The organism is Rhizobium sp. RU33A, from assembly GCF_900156055.1.
Classification (GTDB): Bacteria; Pseudomonadota; Alphaproteobacteria; order Rhizobiales; family Rhizobiaceae; genus Allorhizobium.
Genome location: NZ_FTMQ01000001.1, coordinates 920,296 through 941,476 on the forward strand (window position 1 = coordinate 920,296; position 21,181 = coordinate 941,476).

The following is a 21,181-nucleotide window of genomic DNA, read 5'->3' on the forward strand; positions in this document are numbered from 1 at the left end:
GCCTGCGGGGAGAAGGTGCCGGCAGGCGGATGAGGGGCACTATGACCTTGAAAGCCACCCCATGCTGACGCCCTCGACCGAAATCGAAGTCGCCGACCTCATCCGCGACCATGCCTCCCGCAAGGCCCCGCTCCACATCCGTGGTGGCGGCAGCCGTGCAGGCTTCGGCAATCCTGCAGCCGCAGACTCCACCCTGTCTTCCGCCGCCTTGTCTGGTATCGTCGAATACAATCCCGCTGAAATGGTCATCACGGCCCGCGCCGGCACGCCCGTTGCGGAGATCGAGGCGGCCCTTGCCGAAAACGGGCAAGCCATGGCCTTCGAACCCATGGATCATCGTGGCGCCATGGGCACCTCGGGCACGCCCACCATCGGCGGCCTCTTTGCCGTCAACAGCTCCGGTCCGCGTCGCTTCACGGCAGGTGCCGCACGCGACCACCTGCTCGGTGTCCGCTTCGTCAACGGGGCGGGCGAAGTGGTCAAGGCCGGTGGCAAGGTGATGAAGAATGTCACCGGCCTCGACCTCGTCAAGCTGCTCGCCGGCTCCCATGGCACGCTCGGCTTCCTCACCGAAGTCACCTTCAAGGTCCTGCCGGTTCCGAAGACCGCGACGACGATCGTCCTGTCAGGTCTGGAAGACGAGCAGGCGATGAAGGCGCTCGCGGCGGCCCTGTCGCTCTCCGTCGAGGTCTCCGGTGCTGCCCATCTGCCGGAAAGCGTGCGTGGCCGATTCATCGGCGGCAAACTGCCGGAAGGTGCGGCCACGGTCATGCGCCTGGAAGGCCTCGAAGCCTCGGTCGCCGTCCGTGCCGAAAAGCTGATGGCGGCCATATCAGGCATGGGCCCGGTCAGTCGTCTCGACGCTGACGAGACGAAAGCGCTCTGGGCCGAAATTCGAGATGTCACACCCTATGCCGATGGCACGGCCCGTCCGCTCTGGCGCCTGTCCATGGCTCCTTCGCAAGCCTGGAAGCTGGTCGCGGGCCTCAGGCTCCGGGCCGGTATCGACGCCTATTACGACTGGCAGGGCGGTCTCGTCTGGATGCGTATGGAGGCCGACCCCGAGGCAGAGGTCTTGCGCCATGGCATCCGCACCCTTGGCGGCGGCCATGCGACGCTGCTCCGGGCAGCACCTCAGGTCCGCGCCGAAGTGGCCAGCTTCGAGCCGCAGACACCTGCGGTTGCCTTGCTTTCGGGCCGGGTCAGGGCAAAACTCGATCCTCACGGGATTTTCAATCCCGGTCTGATGGCATGAAGGAGTTTTGTGATGGCTGATCCGAATTACCAGCCGCCCGTTTCATCCGGCGACGGCTGGTTCTCGCCTGGCCGCATGAATGTGCAGGTGGTCTACTGTCTCTATCTCGTCAGCTTCGTCGTCGGCCTCACCGGCATCGTCGGGCTGATCATGGCCTATATGAACCGCGGCAAGGGCGAGCCTTGGGTCGACACCCATTATGCCTATGCCATCAGGACGTTCTGGATCGGGCTGCTCTATGCGCTGATATCAAGCATCCTCATGCTTGTTGCCATAGGCGTCATCCTGATCTTCGGCGTCGCCATCTGGATCGTCGTCCGCTGCGTCATCGGCCTGCAGAAGGCCTCGGCCGGCGAACCGATCGCAAATCCCACCAGCTGGTGGATCTGAAAACGAATGAAGGGAGCGGCCCGGCCGGCCGCGCTTTGGGAGGATCAGCGTGCAGACCAATTTCACCGCCGAGCAGCTTGCCGATCCGCATGTCGCGGAGGCCGAAAGCATTCTGCGCAAATGCGTGCATTGCGGCTTCTGCACCGCCACCTGTCCCACCTATGTGACGCTTGGCAACGAGCTCGATAGCCCGCGCGGTCGCATCTACCTGATCAAGGACATGCTGGAAAACGGCCGCCCAGCGGACGACCAGATCGTCACCCATATCGACCGTTGTCTCTCCTGCCTCGCCTGCACGACGACCTGTCCTTCCGGCGTCGACTACATGCATCTGGTCGACCACGCCCGCATCCATATCGAAAAGACCTACCGCCGCCCGCTGATGAACCGGCTGACCCGCAACATGCTGGCCATGGTCCTGCCTTATCCAGGCCGCTTCCGCTTGGCCTTGAAGCTCGCTGCCCTCGGGCGTCCATTCGCCGGCATCTTCGATCAGGTGAAGTCCCTGAAGCCTTTGGCCGCCATGTTGAGGCTCGCGCCTTCCAAGGTCGCGCCACCCTCGGACTTCGCCAGGCCCGCCATTCATGCGGCCTCAGCGACCCGTCGCGGCCGTGTCGCAATCCTCACCGGCTGCGCCCAGCCCGTCCTTGATCCCGGCATCAACGAAGCGGCGATCTCGCTGCTGACCCGCCTCGGTGTCGAAGTTATCGTACCCCAGGGCGAGGGCTGCTGCGGCGCGCTCGTCCACCATATGGGCCGCGAGGAGCAGGCGCTCGACAGCGCCCGCCGCAATGTCGATGTCTGGACCCGCGCCATCGAAGCGGGCGGTCTCGACGCGATCATCGTCACGACCTCGGGCTGCGGCACGACGATCAAGGACTACGGCCACATGCTGCGCCTCGACCCCGCTTATGCCGAAAAGGCTACGTGCGTCTCGGCGCTCGCGAAGGATGTCACCGAATACCTCTCCACCCTCGATCTGCCGATCGCAGAAACAAAGGGCATGACGGTCGCCTATCACTCCGCCTGTTCGCTGCAGCATGGCCAGAAGGTGACGATGGCGCCGAAACTCCTGCTGAAATTGGCCGGCTTTACCGTGAAGGATCCGCCGGAAGGCCATCTCTGCTGCGGCTCCGCCGGCACCTATAACATCATGCAGCCGGAGATTTCAGCCAGGCTGAAGGCCCGCAAGGTGAAGAACATCGAGAAGACCAAGCCCGATATCATCGCCGCCGGAAACATTGGCTGCATGACCCAGATCGGTTCGGCGACCGGTATACCCGTCGTCCATACGGTCGAGCTGTTGAACTGGGCCTATGGCGGTCCGCGCCCCAAAGCGCTTGATCGCCGCGTCTCGGCCTGAGCGAATTGTTAAGCGATTTCTGCTAAAACTGCCCCGGGATGGAGCATCCCGGGAGGCCTTCATGGCAAGCAAGAGTCTAGTCGTCGCGGTCGTATTCCTCTGTCCCTTCGTGACACCGGCGGAGGCAATCGAGCGCATCTACTGCGCCGCGTCCGACACCGTGATCGACATGTCTCTGGAGAGCGGCTTCAGTAGCAAGGATCAGGAAAAACTGGTGCATTTCCGCGGCATGGCCGGGGTCAAGGACAAGGCTGCCCCATCAGGCTTTCGCCGCTTCCAGATCCGATCCGATATGCTGCGCCAATACTGGATCGATGATCGTGACCTGCGCTTCAGCATTCATGCCTTCGCTCCGGAGGGCAAGCCTCTCTACCGTATCACCATGTCGATGCTGACCGATCGCAACTCCGATACCGCCATGCGTTTCAAGGGGCGTTATGATCTGAAGGTGGAGACGCTGGCGCTCGGCGGCGGCGGCGAGACGGTTATCGCCCACGAGGGCGACATCTTCTGTGACGTGAAGCGCTGACAAGCCCTACATATCAAAACGGCCGCGCCCCCGTCGGCACGGCCGTTCGTTTTACAGGTATCGCGTCGGCTCAGCCGCCGAAGATCGTGCGCAGGATGTCGACGCCCTTGTCGTCGAAGGAGACGTCGCCCTGGCGGTTGCCCGGACCGATGACGATAACCTTGGAGCCGATATCGGCGCGCTCGTAGAGATGCTCGACATCCTTGTTCATCATCCGAATGCAGCCCGAGGACATGTTGAGACCGATGGTCCAGGGCTGGTTCGTGCCATGGATGCGGAAGATCGTATCGCGGCCGCCCTTGTAGAGATACATGGCGCGCGCGCCGAGCGGATTGTCCGGTCCGCCTTCCTGCACGACCGGCAAGATATGGCCCTTGGCGGCTTCGCGGCGGCGCATTTCTGCCGGCGGGCGCCATGACGGCCATTCCGCCTTGCGGCCGATCTTCACCACGCCCGACCAGCCGAAGCCTTCGCGGCCGACGCCGACGCCGTAGCGGGTCGCGCGGTTGTTGCCCTCGACATAGTAGAGAAACTTGTTGTTGGTATCGATGATGATCGTGCCTGGCTTTTCGTCCGTCGTCAGGCGCACGACCTTCCTCTTGAACTTTTCCGGCACTTCCCTGCGCTGCTGCGAAACAAGCGTGACGTCATTCGTCGTCTCGATGCGATTGAGGCTGATGGCGCTGGCGGGCGCCGGCAAGGCGATGGTAAGCGCGATAACCGCCACCGCCGCCTTGCGAAGAGTCGTGTTGAACATAAGCAATCCCCCTGATTTTCAGGGCTTAGAGCCTAGCCGCTTCGCCTATCAAAGCAAGCGCTAATCGATGTATTGTGATATTGCCTGTGCCTCAGATCACAATGACCTTGGTGCCGACCTTCACCCGCTCATAGAGATCCGTCACATCCTCGTTGCGCATGCGGATGCAGCCGGAGGAGACCCCGTTGCCGATCGACCAGGGCGCGTTGGTCCCATGAATGCGGTAGAGCGTTGAGCCGAGATAGAGCGCGCGGGCACCCAAAGGATTTTCCGGGCCGCCGGGCATATGTGCGGGCAGGAAGTGCCCCTTGGCGGCCTCGCGGGCGATCATCTCCTGCGGCGGGCGCCAGTCCGGCCATTCGCGCTTGGAAGTCACCTTGTGCGTGCCGGCCCATTCGAAGCCCGGCTTACCGACGCCGACACCGTAGCGCTTTGCCATGCCGTCGGCCATGACGAGATAGAGGAAGCGCTCGCGCGTATCGATCACGATCGTACCCAGCTTGTGCTTGGTCTGGTACTGGACCATCTGCGGCAGGAATTTCGGCTCGATCTGGGTGCGCACCGGCTTGTCCGGCCGCATCGCCACCTGTTGCGGCGCCGGCTGCTGCTGGGGGAAAAGCACGCGCCGCTGCTGCACGAGACGACGCTGCTGCTGCACCGGCTGCTGGCGCAGCACCTGTTGCGGCTGAACGACGACCCGCTGGCGACCCGCCGGAACGACCTGACGTTGGCGCTGCGGCATCGCGGAACTGCGCGTCTGCGCTGGCACGCCACCCAGCTGCAACACCCAGGAGGCCTGCAGATCAGGGCTCACCATGACGGGTGGGCGGCTCTGGTAGCGATCATTGGCATGGACGGGCAAGGCAATCGACAGGCTGGTCAGCAGGGCCAGAAAAAGGGAACTCTTCGACATCGGACAACTCACGAACTTGGGACCGGATGCGGCGGCACGACATGCCGCCAATTCCAGCCGATCGTGCCAGAGCGGAGGCCGCCAATTGGTAAAGAGGCGTTCATGAAAATGCGATCGAGCCCGTAAACCTTTCGGAAGGGTTAGCAGCCGGTTTGGAAAAATCGTGAACAAATGGTAAACGCGTTTCCGCATGGGGAGAATCGCATGGACATGATCGCGGAAGGCCTGATCCGGGGAGAGGACGGTCTCGACCGTTGCTTCTGGCATGGCGGCCTCGAAGACTATCGCCGCTATCATGACGAGGAATGGGGCCGCCCGGTCACGGAGGATGTCAGGCTCTTCGAGAAGATCTGCCTGGAAGGCTTCCAATCCGGCCTCTCCTGGCTGACGATCCTGAGAAAGCGCGAGAATTTCCGCGCAGCCTTTGCCGGCTTCGACTTTCATCAGGTCGCCCACTTCGGCGATGACGAGATTGCCCGATGCCTGGCGGACGCGGGCATCATCCGCCATCGCGGCAAAATCGTCTCGACCATCAACAACGCCCGCCATGCGATCGACCTCACGGCGGAATTCGGCTCGCTGTCTCGTTACTTCTGGAGTTACGAACCCGACGCATCGGAACGCCCGGAACGCATGGACTATGCAACACTCAGGGCCAATCCGACCTCGCCCACCTCGATCCGCCTGTCGAAGGATCTGAAGAAGCGTGGCTGGACCTTTGTTGGCCCGACAACGGTCTATGCCTTCATGCAGGCCATGGGCCTGGTCAATGACCATATCGAAGGCTGCTGCCGTCGCGCGCCGACCGAGGAACTTCGGTCCCGGCTCGTCCGCCCCTGACTAGGCCAGGCTGGCGACGAGATCAGGTACATGCCCGAGATCCGGGATCTCGCGGAAGCGCGGCGCCTCCTCGGGCTTGTCGACATGCTCCAGCACCCAGGTCAGTTCATGCGGCACGAACACGCCCCAGGCGCCGGCGGCGATCGCCGGCACGATGTCTGACTTCAGCGAATTGCCGATCATCATCCCCCGCTCCGGTCCTTCGCCATGTTTGCCGAAGATCCGCCGATAGGTGGTGGCGGTCTTGTCCGAGACGATCTCGACTGCGTCGAAATAGTCGCCGAGCCCGGATTGCGCGAGCTTGCGTTCCTGGTCGAAGAGATCGCCCTTGGTGATCAGCACAAGGAAGTACTTTCCCGAAAGCTCCTCCAGCGCATCACGCGCATGCGGCAGGCATTCGACGGGGTGGCTTAAGAGATCGCGCCCGATCGCCAGGATTTCTGATATCACGGAGGAGGGTGCGCGGCCCTCGGTGATCTCCAACGCCGTCTCGATCATCGACAGGGTAAAACCTTTGATGCCGAAGCCGTAATGGGCGAGGTTGCGCTTCTCGGCCTCCAGCAAGCGCTCGGATACATGCTCGCCCTCGGCAAACTCGGAGAGCAGGCTGCGGAAATGGCTTTCGGTCAGCTTGTAATACTGCTCGTTCTGCCAGAGCGTGTCGTCGGCATCGAAGCCGATCACGGAGACAGGGCGGTTGGACATGACGCCTCCTTATCGATCAGGAGGGGGCAGACTAATCCGTCTCTCGGGCAAAGCAATGGCGCCCTTGAGCGCCATTGCAGTTTCGAGATTGGGCGGAGCTTACTGGCCGTTCTTGGCAAGCCACGCCTTCATCATGGCGATCTCGCCTTCCTGGGCAGCGATCACCTCTTCGGCGAGCTTGCGGATCTCGGGATCCTTGCCGTACTCCAGAACGATCTTGGCCATGTCGATGGCGCCCTGATGGTGCGGGATCATGCCCTGCACGAAATCGACATCGGCATTGCCGGTGAGCGGCACGGCCATGTCCTTGTGCATCTTGGCATTGGCCTCGGCAAAAGCCTTGGACGACGGGCTGTCGCCCATCGCGCCGTGATCCATGCTGCTATGGTCCATGGAAGACATGTCGTGGCCCTGATGCATGCTGTTGTCCTGGGCAAGGACAGCGGACGTGGAAAGTGCGGTCGCAAGCGACGCCGCAACGAAAAAGGTCTTCAGCATTGAAATCTCCTGTGCTGATCGATGATGGAATTGCGCGAAGCCAAAGGCCGCGCGGTGTCATCGGATCAGGCACGGGGAGGGGGTGTCGCAGGTGCACGCAGCTGGGACACGAGCCTTGAGGGAAGCGCTGATGCTTCTGCGGCCCGCGCCGGCTCGCCGCTGTCGACAAGCACGGTCTCGGCCGGCAGCGTTAGACATGCCGCGCAATGCCAGACCGATTTCATCGGCTTGGAAGGATGATCGAGATCTCCATCAGCAGCATCCGCAATTGAAAGTCCTGCAGCCGAATGCGGACAATCGATATCCGCCATCGCGGTAGAGGCTATGACCGGCTCGAGAAGATCGCCGGTGGCATCCATCGCCTGCGCCGCGGGCATCGCCATGGCCGACATGCCGGTCATGGGCATTGCACCATAGGCAAGCGCTGCGACGAGCAGCAGGAGGCGGGCGAGTGATGTCATGGAGGGAAGATGGGCTGCGATCGGGACGAAAGCAAGGCCGGCGAACTTACCGGGCAATCACACGATGCAGGATCTGGTAGTCCGGGCTTTCCTCGCCGAAGGGGATCACCGGCCAGTCCCATTCGGCCCGGACATCCCCCAGATCTGCTCCGTACATCAGATCGACCGTTTCGTGACGCCCCCCACCGCGGTCGATGACCGTGTAGCTGACATCTGTGACGAGGCAGGTCTCGGCCGAAACCTGCGCCAGAGCCTCGGCATGCGCGCCGATCACCTGACGAAGGAGAGCGCCCTTGTCCGCATGACCGTCAAGCCGTCGCGCGGCGCCAATCCCGATCTGAGATAGCAGATTGGCTGAAACGACGAGGTCGAGATAAGGCACCTGACGGAGAAACGCGAGCGGCTCGGTCGGCTGGCCGGCGAGCAAGGCATCAAGGCCGGAAAGGTCCCGCTCGATCAGCCGGACATTCTTCAGCCGCTTCACTGCCAGCCAGCCCCGCACGCTGGCCAGATGCACGAGATCGACGAGCACCACCGCGTCGAACAGCCGTGAAAGCTCGGTCACTGGCACATCCCGCAACAGCCCTGAACCGAGCACCACCACCGTGCGCCGCTGCCGGCATCCTTCAGCCGCCGCGAGAATGGCCGCCTTCGTCCGACGCTCATGCTCGGCCCATGCCGCATGGCAGCGACTGGCACGCGCCCAGAGATTGACGGAGGAACGGATGAACGGACGATGCGCGACAGAGGTCAGCGGCCAGCTCGCGGCATAGTTCAGGGCTTCAAGGATCATGTCTTACCTTTCGAGGAGGCTCCGGTATAATGTTGCCCTCATCTATTTTCCAGCATCCCCGCTTCACCCCACCCGCCTTCGCCCTTGCCGCCAAATCCTTGATCCTCTAAGACACCGGCACCTTTTTGAAACGAAATTCCGGTTGTCATCATGAGCGATAAGAACAAGAAGCCCCAGAAGCTGAAGGCCCGCCTGCCGCGCGGCTTCGTCGATCGCGAGGCTGCCGATATCCGCGCTGCCAACCAGATGATGGAGACCATCCGCGAGGTCTATGAGCGGTACGGCTTCGACCCGATCGAGACCCCGCTCTTCGAATATACCGATGCACTCGGCAAGTTCCTGCCGGATAGCGACCGTCCGAACGAAGGCGTCTTCTCGCTGCAGGACGACGACGAGCAGTGGATGTCGCTGCGCTACGACCTGACCGCCCCCATGGCGCGTCATGTCGCGGAGAACTTCCAGGAAATCCAGCTGCCCTTCCGCACCTATCGCGCCGGCTATGTGTTCCGCAACGAGAAGCCAGGCCCGGGCCGCTTCCGCCAGTTCATGCAGTTCGATGCCGACACCGTCGGCGCACCCGGCGTCCAGTCCGATGCCGAAATGTGCATGATGATGGCCGACACGCTGGAAGCGCTCGGCATCAAGCGCGGCGACTATGTCATCCGGGTCAACAACCGCGCGCTTCTCGATGCCGTCTTGAACGCACGTGGCATTCGCGAAGACCAAAAAATTGATGTCCTACGCAGCTTAGACAAATTCGACAAATTCGGATGGGACGGCGTCTTTCAGCTTTTGACGACCGGACGCCGAGATGAAAGTGGAGACGTCACCAAGGGCGTAGGTCTGTCTCTGGATCAAGCACGGTCTTTGTATAGGCTGTTCGGAACGCCGACCGTAGTGAGCGGTGACAGTCAGCCTTTGGTGATTAAGATTGGTCAGGAGACGATCTCTTGGCCTAAATCACGCTTGGAATTCTTCGCTGACTTCAAGCGAGATGAAAAGCCTGTTTTTTCCGAGGAAGAAGTTCAGTCTGGGTCCGTGGACTGGCTGCTCCCTCTGATGATTTTGCTGTCGGACCCAATCGACGGGAATCAAGTTGATTTCCAGCCTCTTATTCAGGTCTTCGACATTAGCTCTCTCGTCAGATCTGCTGGCTATGGCGAGGATCGCATCAAGATCGATCCATCCTGCGTCCGCGGCCTCGAATACTACACCGGCCCCGTCTATGAAGCCGAACTCACCTTCGACGTCACCAACGAAAAGGGCGAAAAGGTCGTCTTCGGCTCGGTCGGCGGCGGCGGGCGTTATGATGGCCTCGTCTCGCGCTTCATGGGCCAGCCGGTTCCGGCCACCGGCTTCTCGATCGGCGTCTCGCGCCTGATGACGGCGCTGAAGAATCTCGGCAAGCTCGGTCAGGACGACGTGCTTGGCCCCGTCCTCGTCACCGTCATGGATGGCGATGTCGAAAGCATGGGCCGCTATCAGCGCTTCACGCAGGCTTTGCGCGCGGAAGGCATCCGCGCCGAAATGTACCAGGGCAACTGGAAGAAATTCGGCAACCAGCTGAAATATGCCGACCGCCGTGGCGCGCCGATCGCGATCATTCAGGGTGGTGATGAGCGGGCTCAAGGCGTCGTGCAGATCAAGGACCTGATCGAGGGCAAGCGGCTGTCGGGCGAAATCACCGACAATGCCGAATGGCGCGAGGCTCGTGTGGCACAGGAAGTCGTGGCCGAGGCCGAGCTGGTGGCCAAGGTCAAGGAAATCCTGGCTGCCCAGGCGGAAGATCGTCGTCGGGCGAAGGGCGTTTGATGTCTGAGCGGGTGGCTTTTCCCCTCCCCAACCCTCCCCACAAGGGGGAGGGAGCCGGTCGGCGCATGTCGCCTGCGCCGGGGGGCGCCTCATCGCAGCGCGTGGCTATTGAGACGGGCGCCCGCCCCAAATCTTCTCCCCCCTTGTGGGGGAGATGGGCGGCAGCCCAGAGGGGGTCTTCTCTCGAAATCGCAGGACCTACCCCATGCCCCTGACCGACATGCCCGATTTCGCCGGCACCATCCTGCAGGAATTCGTCTCGCGCGGCACGACCCGCGTCGACACGCCCGTAATCCAGCCAGCCGCCCCCTTCCTCGATATGGCGGGTGAAGACCTGCGTCGGCGCATCTTCCTAACCGAAAACGAGCGCGGCGAAAGCCTCTGCCTGCGCCCGGAATTCACCATCCCCGTCTGCCTGCGCCACATCGAAACCGCGACCGGCACGCCGAAGCGCTATGCCTATCTCGGTGAAGTCTTCCGCCAGCGTCGCGAAGGCCCGCAGGAATTCTATCAGGCCGGCATCGAGGACCTCGGTGACATCGCCGTCGCCGCCTCGGATGCCCGCGCGATTTCAGACAGCGTCGCGATCCTCACTCGTCTGCTGCCGACCAAGCCGCTGGTGGTCACGCTCGGCGATCAGTCCGTGTTCGAAGCCGTGGTCAAGGCTCTCGGCCTGCCGGCCGGCTGGCAGAAGCGCCTGATCCAGGCCTTTGGCAATCCCGATCAGATCGACCAGCTCCTGCGCCGGCTGGCCACCCCGACGCCGGTTCCAGGGCTGGACCCAGAGGTTTCCGCCTTGCTCGCAAGCGGCGACCAGAACGCCCTGATCGCCCATATCGATGCGACCATGCAGGAAACCGGCTATCTCACCAATGCCAGCCGCACGCCCGCCGAGATCGCCCGCCGCCTGAAGGAGAAGCTGGAGCTCTCGGAGACGCGGCTCGATGGTGCGGCCCTGCTGCTGCTGCGCGAATTCCTCTCGCTCGAGCTGCCGCTTGGCGATGCCTCGGCAGCCCTTGCCGGCTTTGCCGATGCGGCGGGCCTGAAGCTTGGATCAGCTCTCACCCGTTTCGACGAGCGCGTCGCAGCGCTTGCCAGCACCGGCGTCGATCTCGACCTGATCACCTACCGCGCCGCCTTCGGTCGTCCGCTGGATTACTACACTGGCCTCGTCTTCGAGGTGGCGGTGAAGGGCAAGCCCGCAGTCCTCGCCGGTGGCGGTCGTTTCGACCGGCTGCTGACGCTGCTTGGCGCCGAGACACATATCCCGGCTGTCGGTTTCTCGCTCTGGCTGGATCGCATCGAAACTGAAAGGAGCGCGTCATGACCATCACCATCGGTCTGCCTTCCAAGGGCCGCATGAAGGATGATGCCTCCGCCATCTTCGAAAAGGCCGGCATGAAGATCGTCGCCGTCGGCAATGACCGCTCCTATCGCGGCCGCGTCGAAGGTTTCGACGATGTCGAGATTGCCTATCTCTCGGCCTCCGAGATCTCGCGCGAGATCGGCAACGGCACGGTGGATTTCGGCGTGACCGGCGAAGACCTGATCCGCGAAGGTCTTGCGGAAGCCGACGCCCGCGTCGAGATCGCCGCCCGCCTCGGCTTCGGCCATGCCGATGTCATCGTTGCCGTTCCCGAGGTCTGGTACGACGTCGACACCATGGCCGATCTCGGCGATGTCGCCGCCGAATTCCGCACGCGCCATGGTCGCCGCCTCGCGATCGCCACCAAATACTGGCGCCTGACGCAGCAGCACTTTTCGCGCCAACACGGCATCCAGCTTTACCGCATCGTCGAGAGCCTTGGCGCCACCGAAGGCGCGCCTGCTGCCGGCCAGGCCGATATCATCGTCGACATCACCTCGACCGGCTCGACGCTGAGGGCAAACCACCTGAAGGTGCTGTCGGATGGCGTGATCCTGCGCTCTGAGGCCTGCCTCGTGCGGGCGAGGAAGCCGGAGCATGACGGCAATCCCATGATAGGCCGCATTATCGAGGCCGTGCGCAGCGTGCTCTGAGGGCCCCATGTCACACGCGGATGCCATCCCAGGATTGTATACCCGGCATGCAGAGGCCTTTGATCGCGTGCGGGGGAAGAACGGCTTCGAGCGTCCCTGGCTGGACCTCCTAGTCGCGCCATTGCAGCCCGGTGCCCATGTGCTCGACCTCGGATGTGGCTCCGGTGAACCCATCGCGGCGGACTTGATTGATCGGGGCTTTGTCGTCACCGGGCTCGACGTCTCCGAACCCCTGATCCGCCTGTGCCGTGAGAGGTTCCCGGGCCACGACTTTCATGTCGGTGACATGCGGGATCTGTCCCTCGGTCGGACATTCGAGGCAATCGTCGCCTGGCACAGCTTCTTCCATCTCACGCCCGATGCCCAGCGGGCCATGTTTCCGCGCTTCGCATCCCATGCCGCAAGCGGCGGCACCCTGATGTTCACATCGGGACCGGCAGCCGCTGTGGCAATCGGCGAGTTCGAGGGCGAGCCACTCTATCATGCGAGCCTCGATCCTGAGGAGTATCGGTCCCTGTTGGCCGACAACGGCTTCATCGTACTTCAGCATGTGGTCGAAGATCCCCAATGCGGTGGCGCGACGATTTGGCTGGCGCAGAAGACCTAGGGCGACAGACGAAAAAAACCCGCCGGATCGCTCCAGCGGGTTTCTTTTTGCCTTGTGGGGCAGGGATATCAGGCAGCGACGGCCTGGGCCGAACCGCGGCGGGCGTCGAGCGAGTAGGCGCCGGCTCCGACGATGGCGAGAGCGATATAGCCGCCGGCCAGCGTGACGTTCTTCATGACCATGATCTGGTTCAGCGTGTTGATCCAGCCGAGAGCACCTTCCGGCCAGCCTTCGATGGCAACGGTGCCGGTGTGGAAGACGACACCAGTGAACACGCAGAACAGCGCGACGGTCCAGGCAGTGACCTTGGTCTGGAAACCAACGAGGATGAAGAGACCGGCGACCAGCTCATAGAGGCCGGCGGCATAGGCGAGCAGATCGGCGGCAGGCAGGCCAGCGCCGGAGATCATGCCGGCAGTGCCAGCCGGGTCGGCGAGCTTGCCGTAGCCAGCCATGATGAACATGAAGGAGAGGAGAATGCGAACGAGAACGAGAAGACCGTTATTGGTGGCGGACATGGGGGAACTCCATTGAGCGTTGATGCTGAAACCCCAAGCCCTGGCGGTTCCAGTTACTGCCCCTCAGATGCATGTTTTTTTGCCACGGGCATAGGTTAACAGTCTTTGACTGATTGTTCACAAAAACGAAACGACAAAGCGAATCTCGTTCGCTGAAGAGCCCTTTCCGCCGCTGCCTGCGCTCCCTACCTTTCCCCTGTGCAAAAGTGCAAAGGAGCCTTCCCATGGCAGATCTCTCGACCTTTCCCATCACCGCCAAATGGCCGCCCGCCGATCCCGGCATCATCCAGCTCTATTCGCTGCCGACGCCGAACGGAGTGAAGGTCTCCATCGCTTTGGAGGAGCTTGGGCTTGCCTATGAACCGCATCTGGTGGATTTCGGCACAAACGCGCAGAAGAGCCCTGAATTCGTCTCGCTGAATCCAAATGGTCGCATACCGGCTTTGATCGACCCCAATGGCCCAGACGGCAAGCCGATCGGCATCTTCGAGTCCGGTGCGATCCTGATCTACCTCGCCGACAAGACCGGCAAGCTGCTGCCCAAGGACGGTGCGGCCCGTTATACGGTTCTGCAATGGTTGATGTTCCAGATGGGTGGTGTCGGCCCGATGTTCGGCCAGTATGGCCACTTCTACAAATTTGCTGCCGACAAGGTGAAGAACAATCCTTATCCGGCGGAGCGCTACCGTGACGAGACCCGCCGCCTGCTGGGCGTGCTGGAGGCCCAGCTCGAAAAGGGGGCTTGGCTGACGGGCGAGGACTACACCATCGCCGATATCGCCACATGGCCCTGGGTGCGTGCGCTCAAGGTCTTCTACGCCGGTGAAACCGATCTTGGCCTCGCCGACTTCCCGCAAGTGCTCGACTGGTGGTCGAGGGCCGAAGCCCGTCCTGCGAGCCAGATAGGGCTGAACATTCCGGCGCGCGACTGAGCATATCAGAGAAGGTACCGGACGCGGTGCCCTCTCCCTTATCTCCGCGAGTATTCAGCTCGGCAGGACGGATGCGGTCGTTGGCAGTTGGAAACGCGGGAAGATGAACAGCCCGACCATGTTGCCGCCGCTGCCTTCGAAGCCGGAGGATTCGCCGATGCAGAATACCGGTTGCCGGTGCTGGGCGCCCGCCACGATGGTGGTCGAATAGCAGAAGCGCGACGGCTGCGTGGCTGCCTGTTCGAACAGGCGCAGGATGTGTCCGCGATCCGCCTGATCATAGCAGCGCATCACAGTCAGCAGGCCACATTCATGGTTTTCGAGCCCATGCAGGCTGCGTGCATGGTTCCCGAGTTTCAGCAGGCCGTTGGTCAGGTCGCCGGTCCAGTCTTCTGACAGCCCAAAGCGGCAGGCGTGCTGCCCCAGCAGGCCGTTTCCATCCTGTTCGCTCACCCTGAAGGTGGTCGCAAGATCGGCATTTGCTATTTTGAACAAGGCGTTCCCCAAGTCGATAGCCAGCAATGGCCCCAATTTCCCCGGCCCGAAGTATGTGAACCCCGCAGCCGAACCCTATCCGGCCTCGGCCGGCACCCCCCGAAAGAACGATCCCCGCCCTTCAGGTCATCGCGCGGTGAAAACGGCCACCGCAATCACCGTGCGCACTCGCCCCTGATCGAGCATGCACAGCATCGTATTCCAGATCCGGCAGCCAAGCGACCGACAGGCCTGGACGAAGTCAATCGCCGCATATTGATCCGACAGCAGCAATGTCTTTGACCATGGCGACGCTTGCTGCACCCGCCAGGTTTTCGACCTTCTCCCACAAGAAGGTCAAAGAAGAACACGTTGAGTGCGCCACAATTAGTAGAATGGTTACCATGATTTATTTCGCCTGAAAACGGCTCATGTCTCACTTGGGCACAGAACTCTTGCGCCTTGCAATATAGATAAATATTAGAATAAAATAAAATAAGAGGCTGTGGAGGGAACGTCGTTCCAGTTAGGCGACATTTCTTCCGAGTGATTGCGCCCAACATGAGGGAAGGGGGAGTTTTGTGTCAAGCGCACTGAGGCAATAGTGGCGGCTCCAATTTTGGGCACTTGCTTGGCACTCAAGCAAAAGGGCGGCCCAAGGGCCGCCCTTCCGAAAGACTGAACCGGATGGCTCAGATGTCAGACCCCGATGGGTCTTACATCATGTCCATGCCGCCCGTTCAGCGCGCTTGACGCGCTGAACCACTCTAGAGGATGGGCGGCTTTTATGGACCCGATGCTAAGACCCGATGGGTCTTACATCATGTCCATGCCGCCCATGCCGCCCATGCCGCCAGGCATGCCGCCAGCCGATTCCTTCTTCGGAAGTTCGGCGATCATGGCTTCGGTGGTGATCAGCAGCGAAGCAACCGAAGCTGCGTTCTGCAGGGCAGTGCGGACAACCTTGACCGGGTCGACGATACCCATGGCGATCATGTCGCCGAATTCGCCGGTCTGGGCGTTGTAGCCGTAGTTCTCTTCGTTCTTGTCGAGGATCTTGCCGACGATGATCGAAGCTTCGTCACCAGCGTTGGTGGCGATCTGGCGAACCAGCGACTGCAGGGCGCGGCGAACGATGTTGATGCCGGCTTCCTGGTCGTCGTTGACGCCCTTGACCGTGATCTTGGTCGAGGAGCGCAGCAGAGCCGTACCACCGCCAGGAACGATGCCTTCCTGAACAGCAGCGCGCGTTGCGTTCAGCGCGTCGTCGATGCGGTCCTTGCGTTCCTTGACTTCGATCTCGGTCGAGCCGCCAACGCGGATCACGGCGACGCCGCCAGCGAGCTTGGCAAGACGTTCCTGCAGCTTTTCGCGGTCGTAGTCAGAGGTGGTTTCTTCGATCTGCGCCTTGATCTGGGCAACGCGGCCTTCGATGTCGGACTTCTGGCCAGCACCATCAACGATGGTGGTGTTTTCCTTGGTGATCGAGATCTTCTTGGCGCGGCCGAGCATTTCGAGCGTGACCGACTCGAGCTTGATGCCGAGGTCTTCCGAGATGACAGTGCCGCCCGACAGGATGGCGATGTCTTCCAGCATGGCCTTGCGGCGATCGCCGAAGCCCGGAGCCTTGACGGCAGCGATCTTCAGGCCGCCACGCAGCTTGTTGACGACGAGCGTAGCAAGAGCTTCGCCTTCGACGTCTTCAGCGATGATGACGAGCGGCTTGCCGGTCTGAACGACGGCTTCGAGCACCGGCAGCATGGCCTGGAGGTTCGAGAGCTTCTTTTCGTGCAGCAGGATGTAGGCGTCGTCGAGATCGGCGACCATCTTTTCCGGGTTGGTCACGAAGTAAGGCGACAGGTAGCCGCGGTCGAACTGCATGCCTTCGACGACTTCGAGTTCGGTTTCAGCGGTCTTGGCTTCTTCGACGGTGATGACGCCCTCGTTGCCAACCTTCTGCATCGCTTCAGCGATATCACGGCCAACCTGGGTATCGCCGTTTGCCGAGATCGTGCCGACCTGGGCTACTTCTTCCGAAGTCGAGATCTTCTTTGCCTTGGCCTGCAGGTCCTTGACGACTTCTGCAACAGCGAGGTCGATACCGCGCTTCAGGTCCATCGGGTTCATGCCAGCAGCAACAGCCTTGTTGCCTTCGCGAACGATGGCCTGAGCAAGAACGGTCGCGGTCGTGGTGCCGTCGCCGGCGATGTCGTTGGTCTTCGAAGCAACTTCGCGGACCATCTGGGCGCCCATGTTTTCGAACTTGTCTTCAAGTTCGATTTCCTTGGCAACCGATACGCCGTCCTTGGTGATGCGCGGTGCGCCGAAGGACTTGTCGATGATGACGTTACGACCCTTCGGGCCGAGCGTTACCTTCACGGCGTCAGCGAGGATGTCGACGCCATGCAGCATCTTTTCGCGCGCGGTGCGGCCAAACTTGATTTCTTTAGCAGCCATGTTCAAACTCCCGGGCATCTAGCCCATTGGTGAATTGGTTAAAAAGGAAGAAGGTGTATCCGGCTAAATCAGCCGATCACGCCCATGATGTCGGCTTCCTTCATGATCAGCAGGTCTTCGCCGTCGAGCTTGACCTCGGTGCCGGACCACTTGCCGAACAGGACGCGGTCGCCGACCTTGACGTCGAGAGCGATCTGCTTGCCGCTTTCGTCGCGGGCGCCCGGGCCAACGGCGACGATTTCGCCTTCAGCCGGCTTTTCCTTGGCGGTGTCGGGAATGATGATGCCGCCCTTGGTCTTGGCTTCGGACTCAACGCGCTTGACTACAACGCGGTCATGAAGCGGACGGAAAGTTGTGCTTGCCATTGTCTAATCCCTCGATCAAATGACATTCGCGGACCGCAGAGTGGGTCCGCATCGATACTGTTAGCACTCGCCCTTGGTGAGTGCCAGCGAGGTTGAGATAAGAACAGCGCTCGACCGAGTCAAGCGCGTCGACGAAAAAAGGAATTGTGCATGCCGGCGAAATCCACCGACATTCACACACGCAGTGCGGCCATCGATCCTCCACTTTCTCCTTCTTTCTCAGAACTCGTCTCTGCCTTCGCGCGCATCGGCCTGATGTCCTTTGGCGGCCCGGCGGCACAGATTGCGTTGATGCACAAGGTCTGCGTCGAGGAAAAGCGCTGGATCGACGAGGACCGTTATCTCCATGCCCTGAATTACTGCATGCTGCTCCCCGGCCCAGAGGCCCAGCAGCTTGCGACCTACATCGGGTGGCTACTGCATGGCGTGCGCGGCGGCATCGTTGCCGGCCTTCTTTTCGTTCTGCCAGGCCTCGCCGTCATCCTCGGCCTCTCGACGCTCTATGCGCTGTATCAGGAGGCGAGCCTTGTCGCCGGCCTGTTCTTCGGCCTGAAGGCCGCAGTGCTGGCAATCGTCGTGGAAGCCGTCATCCGCATCGGCAAGCGGGCGCTGAAGACCGGGTTCCACCGACGGCTGGCCGCAGGTGCATTCCTTGCCCTTTTCCTCTTCTCGGTGCCGTTCCCCATCGTCGTGCTTGCGGCTGCCCTGATCGGCCTGCTCCATGCGCGGGGCGCGTCATCTTCGACGGAAGAGAGCTCGCAGGAGGTCGGCGTCCGTCCGCCTTTGTTCAGTCAACTCGCAACGCTGCTGTTCTGGGTCGCCGTCTGGCTCGCACCCCTGCCACTTCTGTGGCTGCTGCTGCCGGAAACGGCACTTCCCGAAATCCAGAGCTTCTTCTCGAAGATGGCGCTCGTCACCTTCGGCGGCGCCTATGCCGTGCTCGCCTATGTCGCTCAGGTCGCCGTCGATCACTATGCCTGGCTCAAACCCGGTGAAATGCTCGATGGCCTGGCGCTGGCCGAAACCACACCGGGGCCACTGGTACTCGTGCTCTCCTATGTCGGCTTCCTCGCCGGCTTCCGTCAGAGTGGAGCGCTCGACCCGCTTGTCGGCGGGCTGCTCGGTGGCGTTATCGCCGCCTGGGCGACCTTCATCCCGAGCTTCATCTGGATCTTCGCCGGCGCTCCCTATATCGAGCGGCTGCGCGGCAACCGGCTCCTCACCGCAGCGCTCTCCGCCATCACCGCCGCTGTGGTCGGCGTCATTCTGAACCTGGCCGTGTGGTTCGCGCTGCACGTGATCTTCACGGAGGTCGAGCCGGTCGTACTCGCCAGGCTCGGCCCGCTCACCCTCTCCCTGCCGTATCCCACCTGGTCATCGCTTGATTGGCAGGCATTGGTCATCGCCGTCCTGTCTGCCGTGATGATCTTCCGCTTCCATCTTGGCATCGGCAAGACGCTGATCGCCGCTGGGGCGCTTGGCCTCGCGGCGCGTTTCCTGCTCTGAAACGGTGTAGGCGGCCGGAGCAATTTCGATCTCTATCACGCTTGCCTCTTGCCTTGCCGCCCGTCCTTTGCCATGTCACCGGTCACACTTTGACCAGTCAGGACAGACGATGACCCGCAGCATTTCCACCCTCGGCGACGTGACCGGCTCCTATGACGTCATTCTCTGCGATGTCTGGGGCGTGCTGCACAATGGCATCGATGCCTTCCCACTCGCCGGCGAAGCGCTGACGGCGGCGCGCGAAAAGGGCCTGACGGTGGTCTTGATCACCAACTCGCCGCGTCCGGCAATCGGCGTCATCCCGCAGTTGCGCGCCATCGGCGTGCCGGATACCGCCTATGACCGCATCGTCACCTCGGGCGACGTGACCCGAACACTGATTGCCGCCGGCCCGAAAAAGGTTTTCCTGCTCGGCCCCGAGCGGGACATGCCGCTCTTCGACGGTCTCGACGTCGAGGTGGTGTCAAAGGAAGAAGCCGATTGCGTCGTCTGTACCGGTTTCTTCGACGATGAAGTTGAGACGCCGGAAGATTACCGCGACATGCTGACCGCATTCGTCGCCCGCAAGGTGCCGTTTATCTGCGCCAATCCGGATCTCGTGGTCGAGCGTGGCCACCGCATCATCCCTTGCGCTGGCGCAGTCGCTGCCTTCTACACCGCACTCGGCGGCGAGACCCGCATTGCCGGCAAGCCGCACAGCCCGATTTATGAAGCGACGCTGGCGGCTGCCCGCGAAGCCCGCGGCGAGTTCGACAAGTCCCGTGTGCTTGCCATCGGCGACGGCATGCCGACCGACGTCAAGGGTGCCGTCGATGCTGGCCTCGATCTCCTCTACATCTCCGGTGGCATTCACGCCGCCGACTACGCGACGAACAACGTGACCGACGAGGCGAGGCTCAAGCTCTTCCTCGACCGCGAGAAGGTCGCGCCGCAATACTGGATGCACAGGCTGGCATGAGGCGGGACCTGCGATGACCGTCTTTCACCGCAATGAGAAGAAAGAACCGCTGCCATCACCCCTGCGCGGCGGCGTGGTCGCAATCGGCAATTTCGATGGCGTGCATCGCGGTCATCAGGCAGTCTTGAGCCGTGCGCTGGAGCGCGCGGAAGCGCTTGGCGTTCCCGCCTTGGTCCTCACCTTCGAGCCGCATCCGCGCACTGTCTTCAACCCCGACAAGCCGGTCTTCCGTCTGACGCCTCCACCTCTTCGCGCCCGCATCCTGGAAGCCATGGGCTTCCATTCGGTCATCGAATATCCCTTTGACCGGGAGTTCTCGCAGCGCTCGGCTGAGGATTTCGTCCAGTCGATCCTGGGCGACTGGCTCGGCGCCAAGGAAGTCGTGACCGGCTTCGATTTCCATTTCGGCAAGGGCAGGGAAGGCGGCCCCGCCTATCTCATGCAGGCCGGCAGTCGTCATGGTTTTGGTGTCTGCCTTGTGGATGCCTTCCGCGACGAGGGAACCGAAGTCATTTCCTCGAGCCGCATCCGCGGCCTGATCGCCGAGGGCGACGTTTCGGAAGCCGCTGGTCTCCTCGGCTATCGCTATACGGTCGAGGCGGAAATCATGAAGGGCCAGCAGCTTGGCCGGACGCTGGGTTTCCCGACCGCCAACATGCACCTCCCGCCGGAAGCAACGCTCAAGCCCGGCATCTATGCCGTCCGCTTCCGCCGCCCCGATGGCAGCATCCGTGATGGCGTCGCAAGCTTCGGCTATCGCCCGACCGTCACCAGCAATGGTGACCCCTGGCTCGAAACCTTCGTCTTCGATTTCTCCGGCGATCTCTACGGGGAAATCTGTTCGGTCTCGCTCTTCGGCTTCCTGCGCGACGAATGGAAGTTTGACGGGCTTGATCCGCTGGTGGCGCAGATCCACAAGGATGCGGTCGAGGCGAGGGCACTGCTCTCAGGCGTCAAGCCAATTGGCGCCCTCGACGCCGCCATCGCGTTCTGAGGCAACTCGGTCTCGCCGATTTGAATTGCCGCCCG

At 62.0% G+C, this 21,181-nt stretch carries 23 protein-coding genes; 13 read left to right on the top strand and 10 right to left on the bottom strand.

What is annotated here, in order from left to right; translation table 11 throughout:
- The first annotated feature begins 61 nt into the window (after positions 1-61).
- The 4 genes from glcE (at position 62) to BW978_RS04445 (ending at position 3,537) form a co-directional block, all read left to right on the top strand.
- A complete protein-coding gene (glcE, locus tag BW978_RS04430) occupies positions 62-1,255 on the top strand; it encodes a glycolate oxidase subunit GlcE (RefSeq protein WP_076392545.1) in 1,194 nt (397 codons plus the stop codon).
- A 12-nt stretch (positions 1,256-1,267) separates the two neighbouring features.
- Positions 1,268-1,645: a DUF4870 family protein gene (locus tag BW978_RS04435; protein ID WP_076392547.1), complete on the top strand. Its 378-nt coding sequence runs from the start codon at positions 1,268-1,270 to the stop codon at positions 1,643-1,645.
- Between the two features lie 49 nt (positions 1,646-1,694).
- The gene (gene glcF / locus BW978_RS04440) at positions 1,695-3,008 is read left to right on the top strand and encodes a glycolate oxidase subunit GlcF (protein ID WP_076392549.1); all 1,314 of its coding nucleotides are present in this window, start codon (positions 1,695-1,697) and stop codon (positions 3,006-3,008) included.
- Between the two features lie 61 nt (positions 3,009-3,069).
- Entirely contained in the window at positions 3,070-3,537 is a 468-nt protein-coding gene (locus BW978_RS04445; protein WP_076392551.1) for a hypothetical protein, read from the top strand.
- Between the two features lie 70 nt (positions 3,538-3,607).
- Here BW978_RS04445 and BW978_RS04450 read toward each other — a convergent pair whose 3' ends face one another.
- Both BW978_RS04450 and BW978_RS04455 read right to left on the bottom strand, forming a co-directional pair.
- Positions 3,608-4,294, bottom strand: coding sequence for a L,D-transpeptidase (locus BW978_RS04450; protein ID WP_076392553.1), 687 nt, complete (start codon positions 4,292-4,294; stop codon positions 3,608-3,610).
- A 91-nt stretch (positions 4,295-4,385) separates the two neighbouring features.
- On the bottom strand, positions 4,386-5,207 hold the full coding sequence (locus tag BW978_RS04455; RefSeq protein ID WP_076392555.1) for a L,D-transpeptidase: 822 nt from the start codon (positions 5,205-5,207) through the stop codon (positions 4,386-4,388).
- Between the two features lie 210 nt (positions 5,208-5,417).
- Between BW978_RS04455 and BW978_RS04460 the strand changes: the two genes are divergently transcribed.
- Positions 5,418-6,047 (top strand): DNA-3-methyladenine glycosylase I, encoded by a 630-nt coding sequence (locus tag BW978_RS04460; RefSeq protein ID WP_076393211.1) that lies wholly within the window; start codon positions 5,418-5,420, stop codon positions 6,045-6,047.
- Here BW978_RS04460 and BW978_RS04465 read toward each other — a convergent pair whose 3' ends face one another.
- From BW978_RS04465 to BW978_RS04480, 4 genes are all read right to left on the bottom strand, one after another.
- The gene (locus BW978_RS04465) at positions 6,048-6,752 is read right to left on the bottom strand and encodes an HAD family hydrolase (protein WP_076392557.1); all 705 of its coding nucleotides are present in this window, start codon (positions 6,750-6,752) and stop codon (positions 6,048-6,050) included.
- 99 nt (positions 6,753-6,851) lie between these two features.
- A complete protein-coding gene (locus BW978_RS04470) occupies positions 6,852-7,250 on the bottom strand; it encodes a CopM family metallochaperone (protein WP_076392559.1) in 399 nt (132 codons plus the stop codon).
- A 65-nt stretch (positions 7,251-7,315) separates the two neighbouring features.
- On the bottom strand, positions 7,316-7,768 hold the full coding sequence (locus BW978_RS04475; RefSeq protein WP_076392561.1) for a hypothetical protein: 453 nt from the start codon (positions 7,766-7,768) through the stop codon (positions 7,316-7,318).
- A complete protein-coding gene (locus BW978_RS04480; RefSeq protein ID WP_076392563.1) occupies positions 7,758-8,504 on the bottom strand; it encodes a hypothetical protein in 747 nt (248 codons plus the stop codon). The genes BW978_RS04475 and BW978_RS04480 overlap by 11 nt, the downstream gene beginning before the upstream one ends.
- 150 nt (positions 8,505-8,654) lie before the next feature.
- Here BW978_RS04480 and BW978_RS04485 point away from each other — a divergent pair, with 150 nt between their 5' ends.
- From BW978_RS04485 to BW978_RS04500, 4 genes are all read left to right on the top strand, one after another.
- Positions 8,655-10,316: a histidine--tRNA ligase gene (locus BW978_RS04485; RefSeq protein ID WP_076392565.1), complete on the top strand. Its 1,662-nt coding sequence runs from the start codon at positions 8,655-8,657 to the stop codon at positions 10,314-10,316.
- 205 nt (positions 10,317-10,521) lie between these two features.
- Entirely contained in the window at positions 10,522-11,643 is a 1,122-nt protein-coding gene (locus BW978_RS04490) for an ATP phosphoribosyltransferase regulatory subunit (protein ID WP_076392567.1), read from the top strand.
- Positions 11,640-12,335, top strand: coding sequence for an ATP phosphoribosyltransferase (gene hisG, locus BW978_RS04495; RefSeq protein WP_076392569.1), 696 nt, complete (start codon positions 11,640-11,642; stop codon positions 12,333-12,335). Before BW978_RS04490 ends, hisG begins: the two co-directional genes overlap by 4 nt.
- A gap of 7 nt (positions 12,336-12,342) precedes the next feature.
- The gene (locus BW978_RS04500) at positions 12,343-12,942 is read left to right on the top strand and encodes a class I SAM-dependent DNA methyltransferase (protein WP_076392571.1); all 600 of its coding nucleotides are present in this window, start codon (positions 12,343-12,345) and stop codon (positions 12,940-12,942) included.
- 68 nt (positions 12,943-13,010) lie between these two features.
- Here BW978_RS04500 and BW978_RS04505 read toward each other — a convergent pair whose 3' ends face one another.
- Positions 13,011-13,460: a DoxX family protein gene (locus BW978_RS04505; RefSeq protein WP_076392573.1), complete on the bottom strand. Its 450-nt coding sequence runs from the start codon at positions 13,458-13,460 to the stop codon at positions 13,011-13,013.
- A gap of 224 nt (positions 13,461-13,684) precedes the next feature.
- Here BW978_RS04505 and BW978_RS04510 point away from each other — a divergent pair, with 224 nt between their 5' ends.
- Entirely contained in the window at positions 13,685-14,392 is a 708-nt protein-coding gene (locus BW978_RS04510) for a glutathione binding-like protein (RefSeq protein WP_076392575.1), read from the top strand.
- 54 nt (positions 14,393-14,446) lie between these two features.
- Here the strand turns inward: BW978_RS04510 and BW978_RS04515 are convergent, their stop codons facing one another.
- From BW978_RS04515 to groES, 3 genes are all read right to left on the bottom strand, one after another.
- On the bottom strand, positions 14,447-14,887 hold the full coding sequence (locus BW978_RS04515; protein WP_083697479.1) for a hypothetical protein: 441 nt from the start codon (positions 14,885-14,887) through the stop codon (positions 14,447-14,449).
- A gap of 795 nt (positions 14,888-15,682) precedes the next feature.
- Positions 15,683-17,323: a chaperonin GroEL gene (gene groL, locus BW978_RS04520; protein WP_076392579.1), complete on the bottom strand. Its 1,641-nt coding sequence runs from the start codon at positions 17,321-17,323 to the stop codon at positions 15,683-15,685.
- 68 nt (positions 17,324-17,391) lie between these two features.
- A complete protein-coding gene (gene groES, locus BW978_RS04525) occupies positions 17,392-17,688 on the bottom strand; it encodes a co-chaperone GroES (protein ID WP_076392581.1) in 297 nt (98 codons plus the stop codon).
- A gap of 150 nt (positions 17,689-17,838) precedes the next feature.
- Between groES and chrA the strand changes: the two genes are divergently transcribed.
- From chrA to BW978_RS04540, 3 genes are all read left to right on the top strand, one after another.
- A complete protein-coding gene (gene chrA / locus BW978_RS04530) occupies positions 17,839-19,194 on the top strand; it encodes a chromate efflux transporter (protein ID WP_076392583.1) in 1,356 nt (451 codons plus the stop codon).
- Positions 19,195-19,303: 109 nt separating this feature from the next.
- Positions 19,304-20,152 (top strand): TIGR01459 family HAD-type hydrolase, encoded by an 849-nt coding sequence (locus BW978_RS04535; RefSeq protein WP_076392585.1) that lies wholly within the window; start codon positions 19,304-19,306, stop codon positions 20,150-20,152.
- Between the two features lie 13 nt (positions 20,153-20,165).
- Positions 20,166-21,146: a bifunctional riboflavin kinase/FAD synthetase gene (locus BW978_RS04540; protein ID WP_076392587.1), complete on the top strand. Its 981-nt coding sequence runs from the start codon at positions 20,166-20,168 to the stop codon at positions 21,144-21,146.
- Positions 21,147-21,181 lie beyond the last annotated feature (35 nt).

What these genes read in the sequence shown, in the direction of transcription:
- glcE (WP_076392545.1), top strand. Translation starts at nt 62, where the DNA reads ATGCTGACGCCCTCGACCGAAATCGAAGTCGCCGACCTCATCCGCGAC.
- BW978_RS04435 (WP_076392547.1), top strand. Translation starts at nt 1,268, where the DNA reads ATGGCTGATCCGAATTACCAGCCGCCCGTTTCATCCGGCGACGGCTGG.
- BW978_RS04445 (WP_076392551.1), top strand. Translation starts at nt 3,070, where the DNA reads ATGGCAAGCAAGAGTCTAGTCGTCGCGGTCGTATTCCTCTGTCCCTTC.
- BW978_RS04450 (WP_076392553.1), bottom strand. Translation starts at nt 4,294, where the DNA reads ATGTTCAACACGACTCTTCGCAAGGCGGCGGTGGCGGTTATCGCGCTT.
- BW978_RS04455 (WP_076392555.1), bottom strand. Translation starts at nt 5,207, where the DNA reads ATGTCGAAGAGTTCCCTTTTTCTGGCCCTGCTGACCAGCCTGTCGATT.
- BW978_RS04460 (WP_076393211.1), top strand. Translation starts at nt 5,418, where the DNA reads ATGATCGCGGAAGGCCTGATCCGGGGAGAGGACGGTCTCGACCGTTGC.
- BW978_RS04465 (WP_076392557.1), bottom strand. Translation starts at nt 6,752, where the DNA reads ATGTCCAACCGCCCTGTCTCCGTGATCGGCTTCGATGCCGACGACACG.
- BW978_RS04470 (WP_076392559.1), bottom strand. Translation starts at nt 7,250, where the DNA reads ATGCTGAAGACCTTTTTCGTTGCGGCGTCGCTTGCGACCGCACTTTCC.
- BW978_RS04480 (WP_076392563.1), bottom strand. Translation starts at nt 8,504, where the DNA reads ATGATCCTTGAAGCCCTGAACTATGCCGCGAGCTGGCCGCTGACCTCT.
- BW978_RS04485 (WP_076392565.1), top strand. Translation starts at nt 8,655, where the DNA reads ATGAGCGATAAGAACAAGAAGCCCCAGAAGCTGAAGGCCCGCCTGCCG.
- BW978_RS04490 (WP_076392567.1), top strand. Translation starts at nt 10,522, where the DNA reads ATGCCCCTGACCGACATGCCCGATTTCGCCGGCACCATCCTGCAGGAA.
- hisG (WP_076392569.1), top strand. Translation starts at nt 11,640, where the DNA reads ATGACCATCACCATCGGTCTGCCTTCCAAGGGCCGCATGAAGGATGAT.
- BW978_RS04500 (WP_076392571.1), top strand. Translation starts at nt 12,343, where the DNA reads ATGTCACACGCGGATGCCATCCCAGGATTGTATACCCGGCATGCAGAG.
- BW978_RS04505 (WP_076392573.1), bottom strand. Translation starts at nt 13,460, where the DNA reads ATGTCCGCCACCAATAACGGTCTTCTCGTTCTCGTTCGCATTCTCCTC.
- BW978_RS04510 (WP_076392575.1), top strand. Translation starts at nt 13,685, where the DNA reads ATGGCAGATCTCTCGACCTTTCCCATCACCGCCAAATGGCCGCCCGCC.
- groL (WP_076392579.1), bottom strand. Translation starts at nt 17,323, where the DNA reads ATGGCTGCTAAAGAAATCAAGTTTGGCCGCACCGCGCGCGAAAAGATG.
- groES (WP_076392581.1), bottom strand. Translation starts at nt 17,688, where the DNA reads ATGGCAAGCACAACTTTCCGTCCGCTTCATGACCGCGTTGTAGTCAAG.
- chrA (WP_076392583.1), top strand. Translation starts at nt 17,839, where the DNA reads ATGCCGGCGAAATCCACCGACATTCACACACGCAGTGCGGCCATCGAT.
- BW978_RS04535 (WP_076392585.1), top strand. Translation starts at nt 19,304, where the DNA reads ATGACCCGCAGCATTTCCACCCTCGGCGACGTGACCGGCTCCTATGAC.
- BW978_RS04540 (WP_076392587.1), top strand. Translation starts at nt 20,166, where the DNA reads ATGACCGTCTTTCACCGCAATGAGAAGAAAGAACCGCTGCCATCACCC.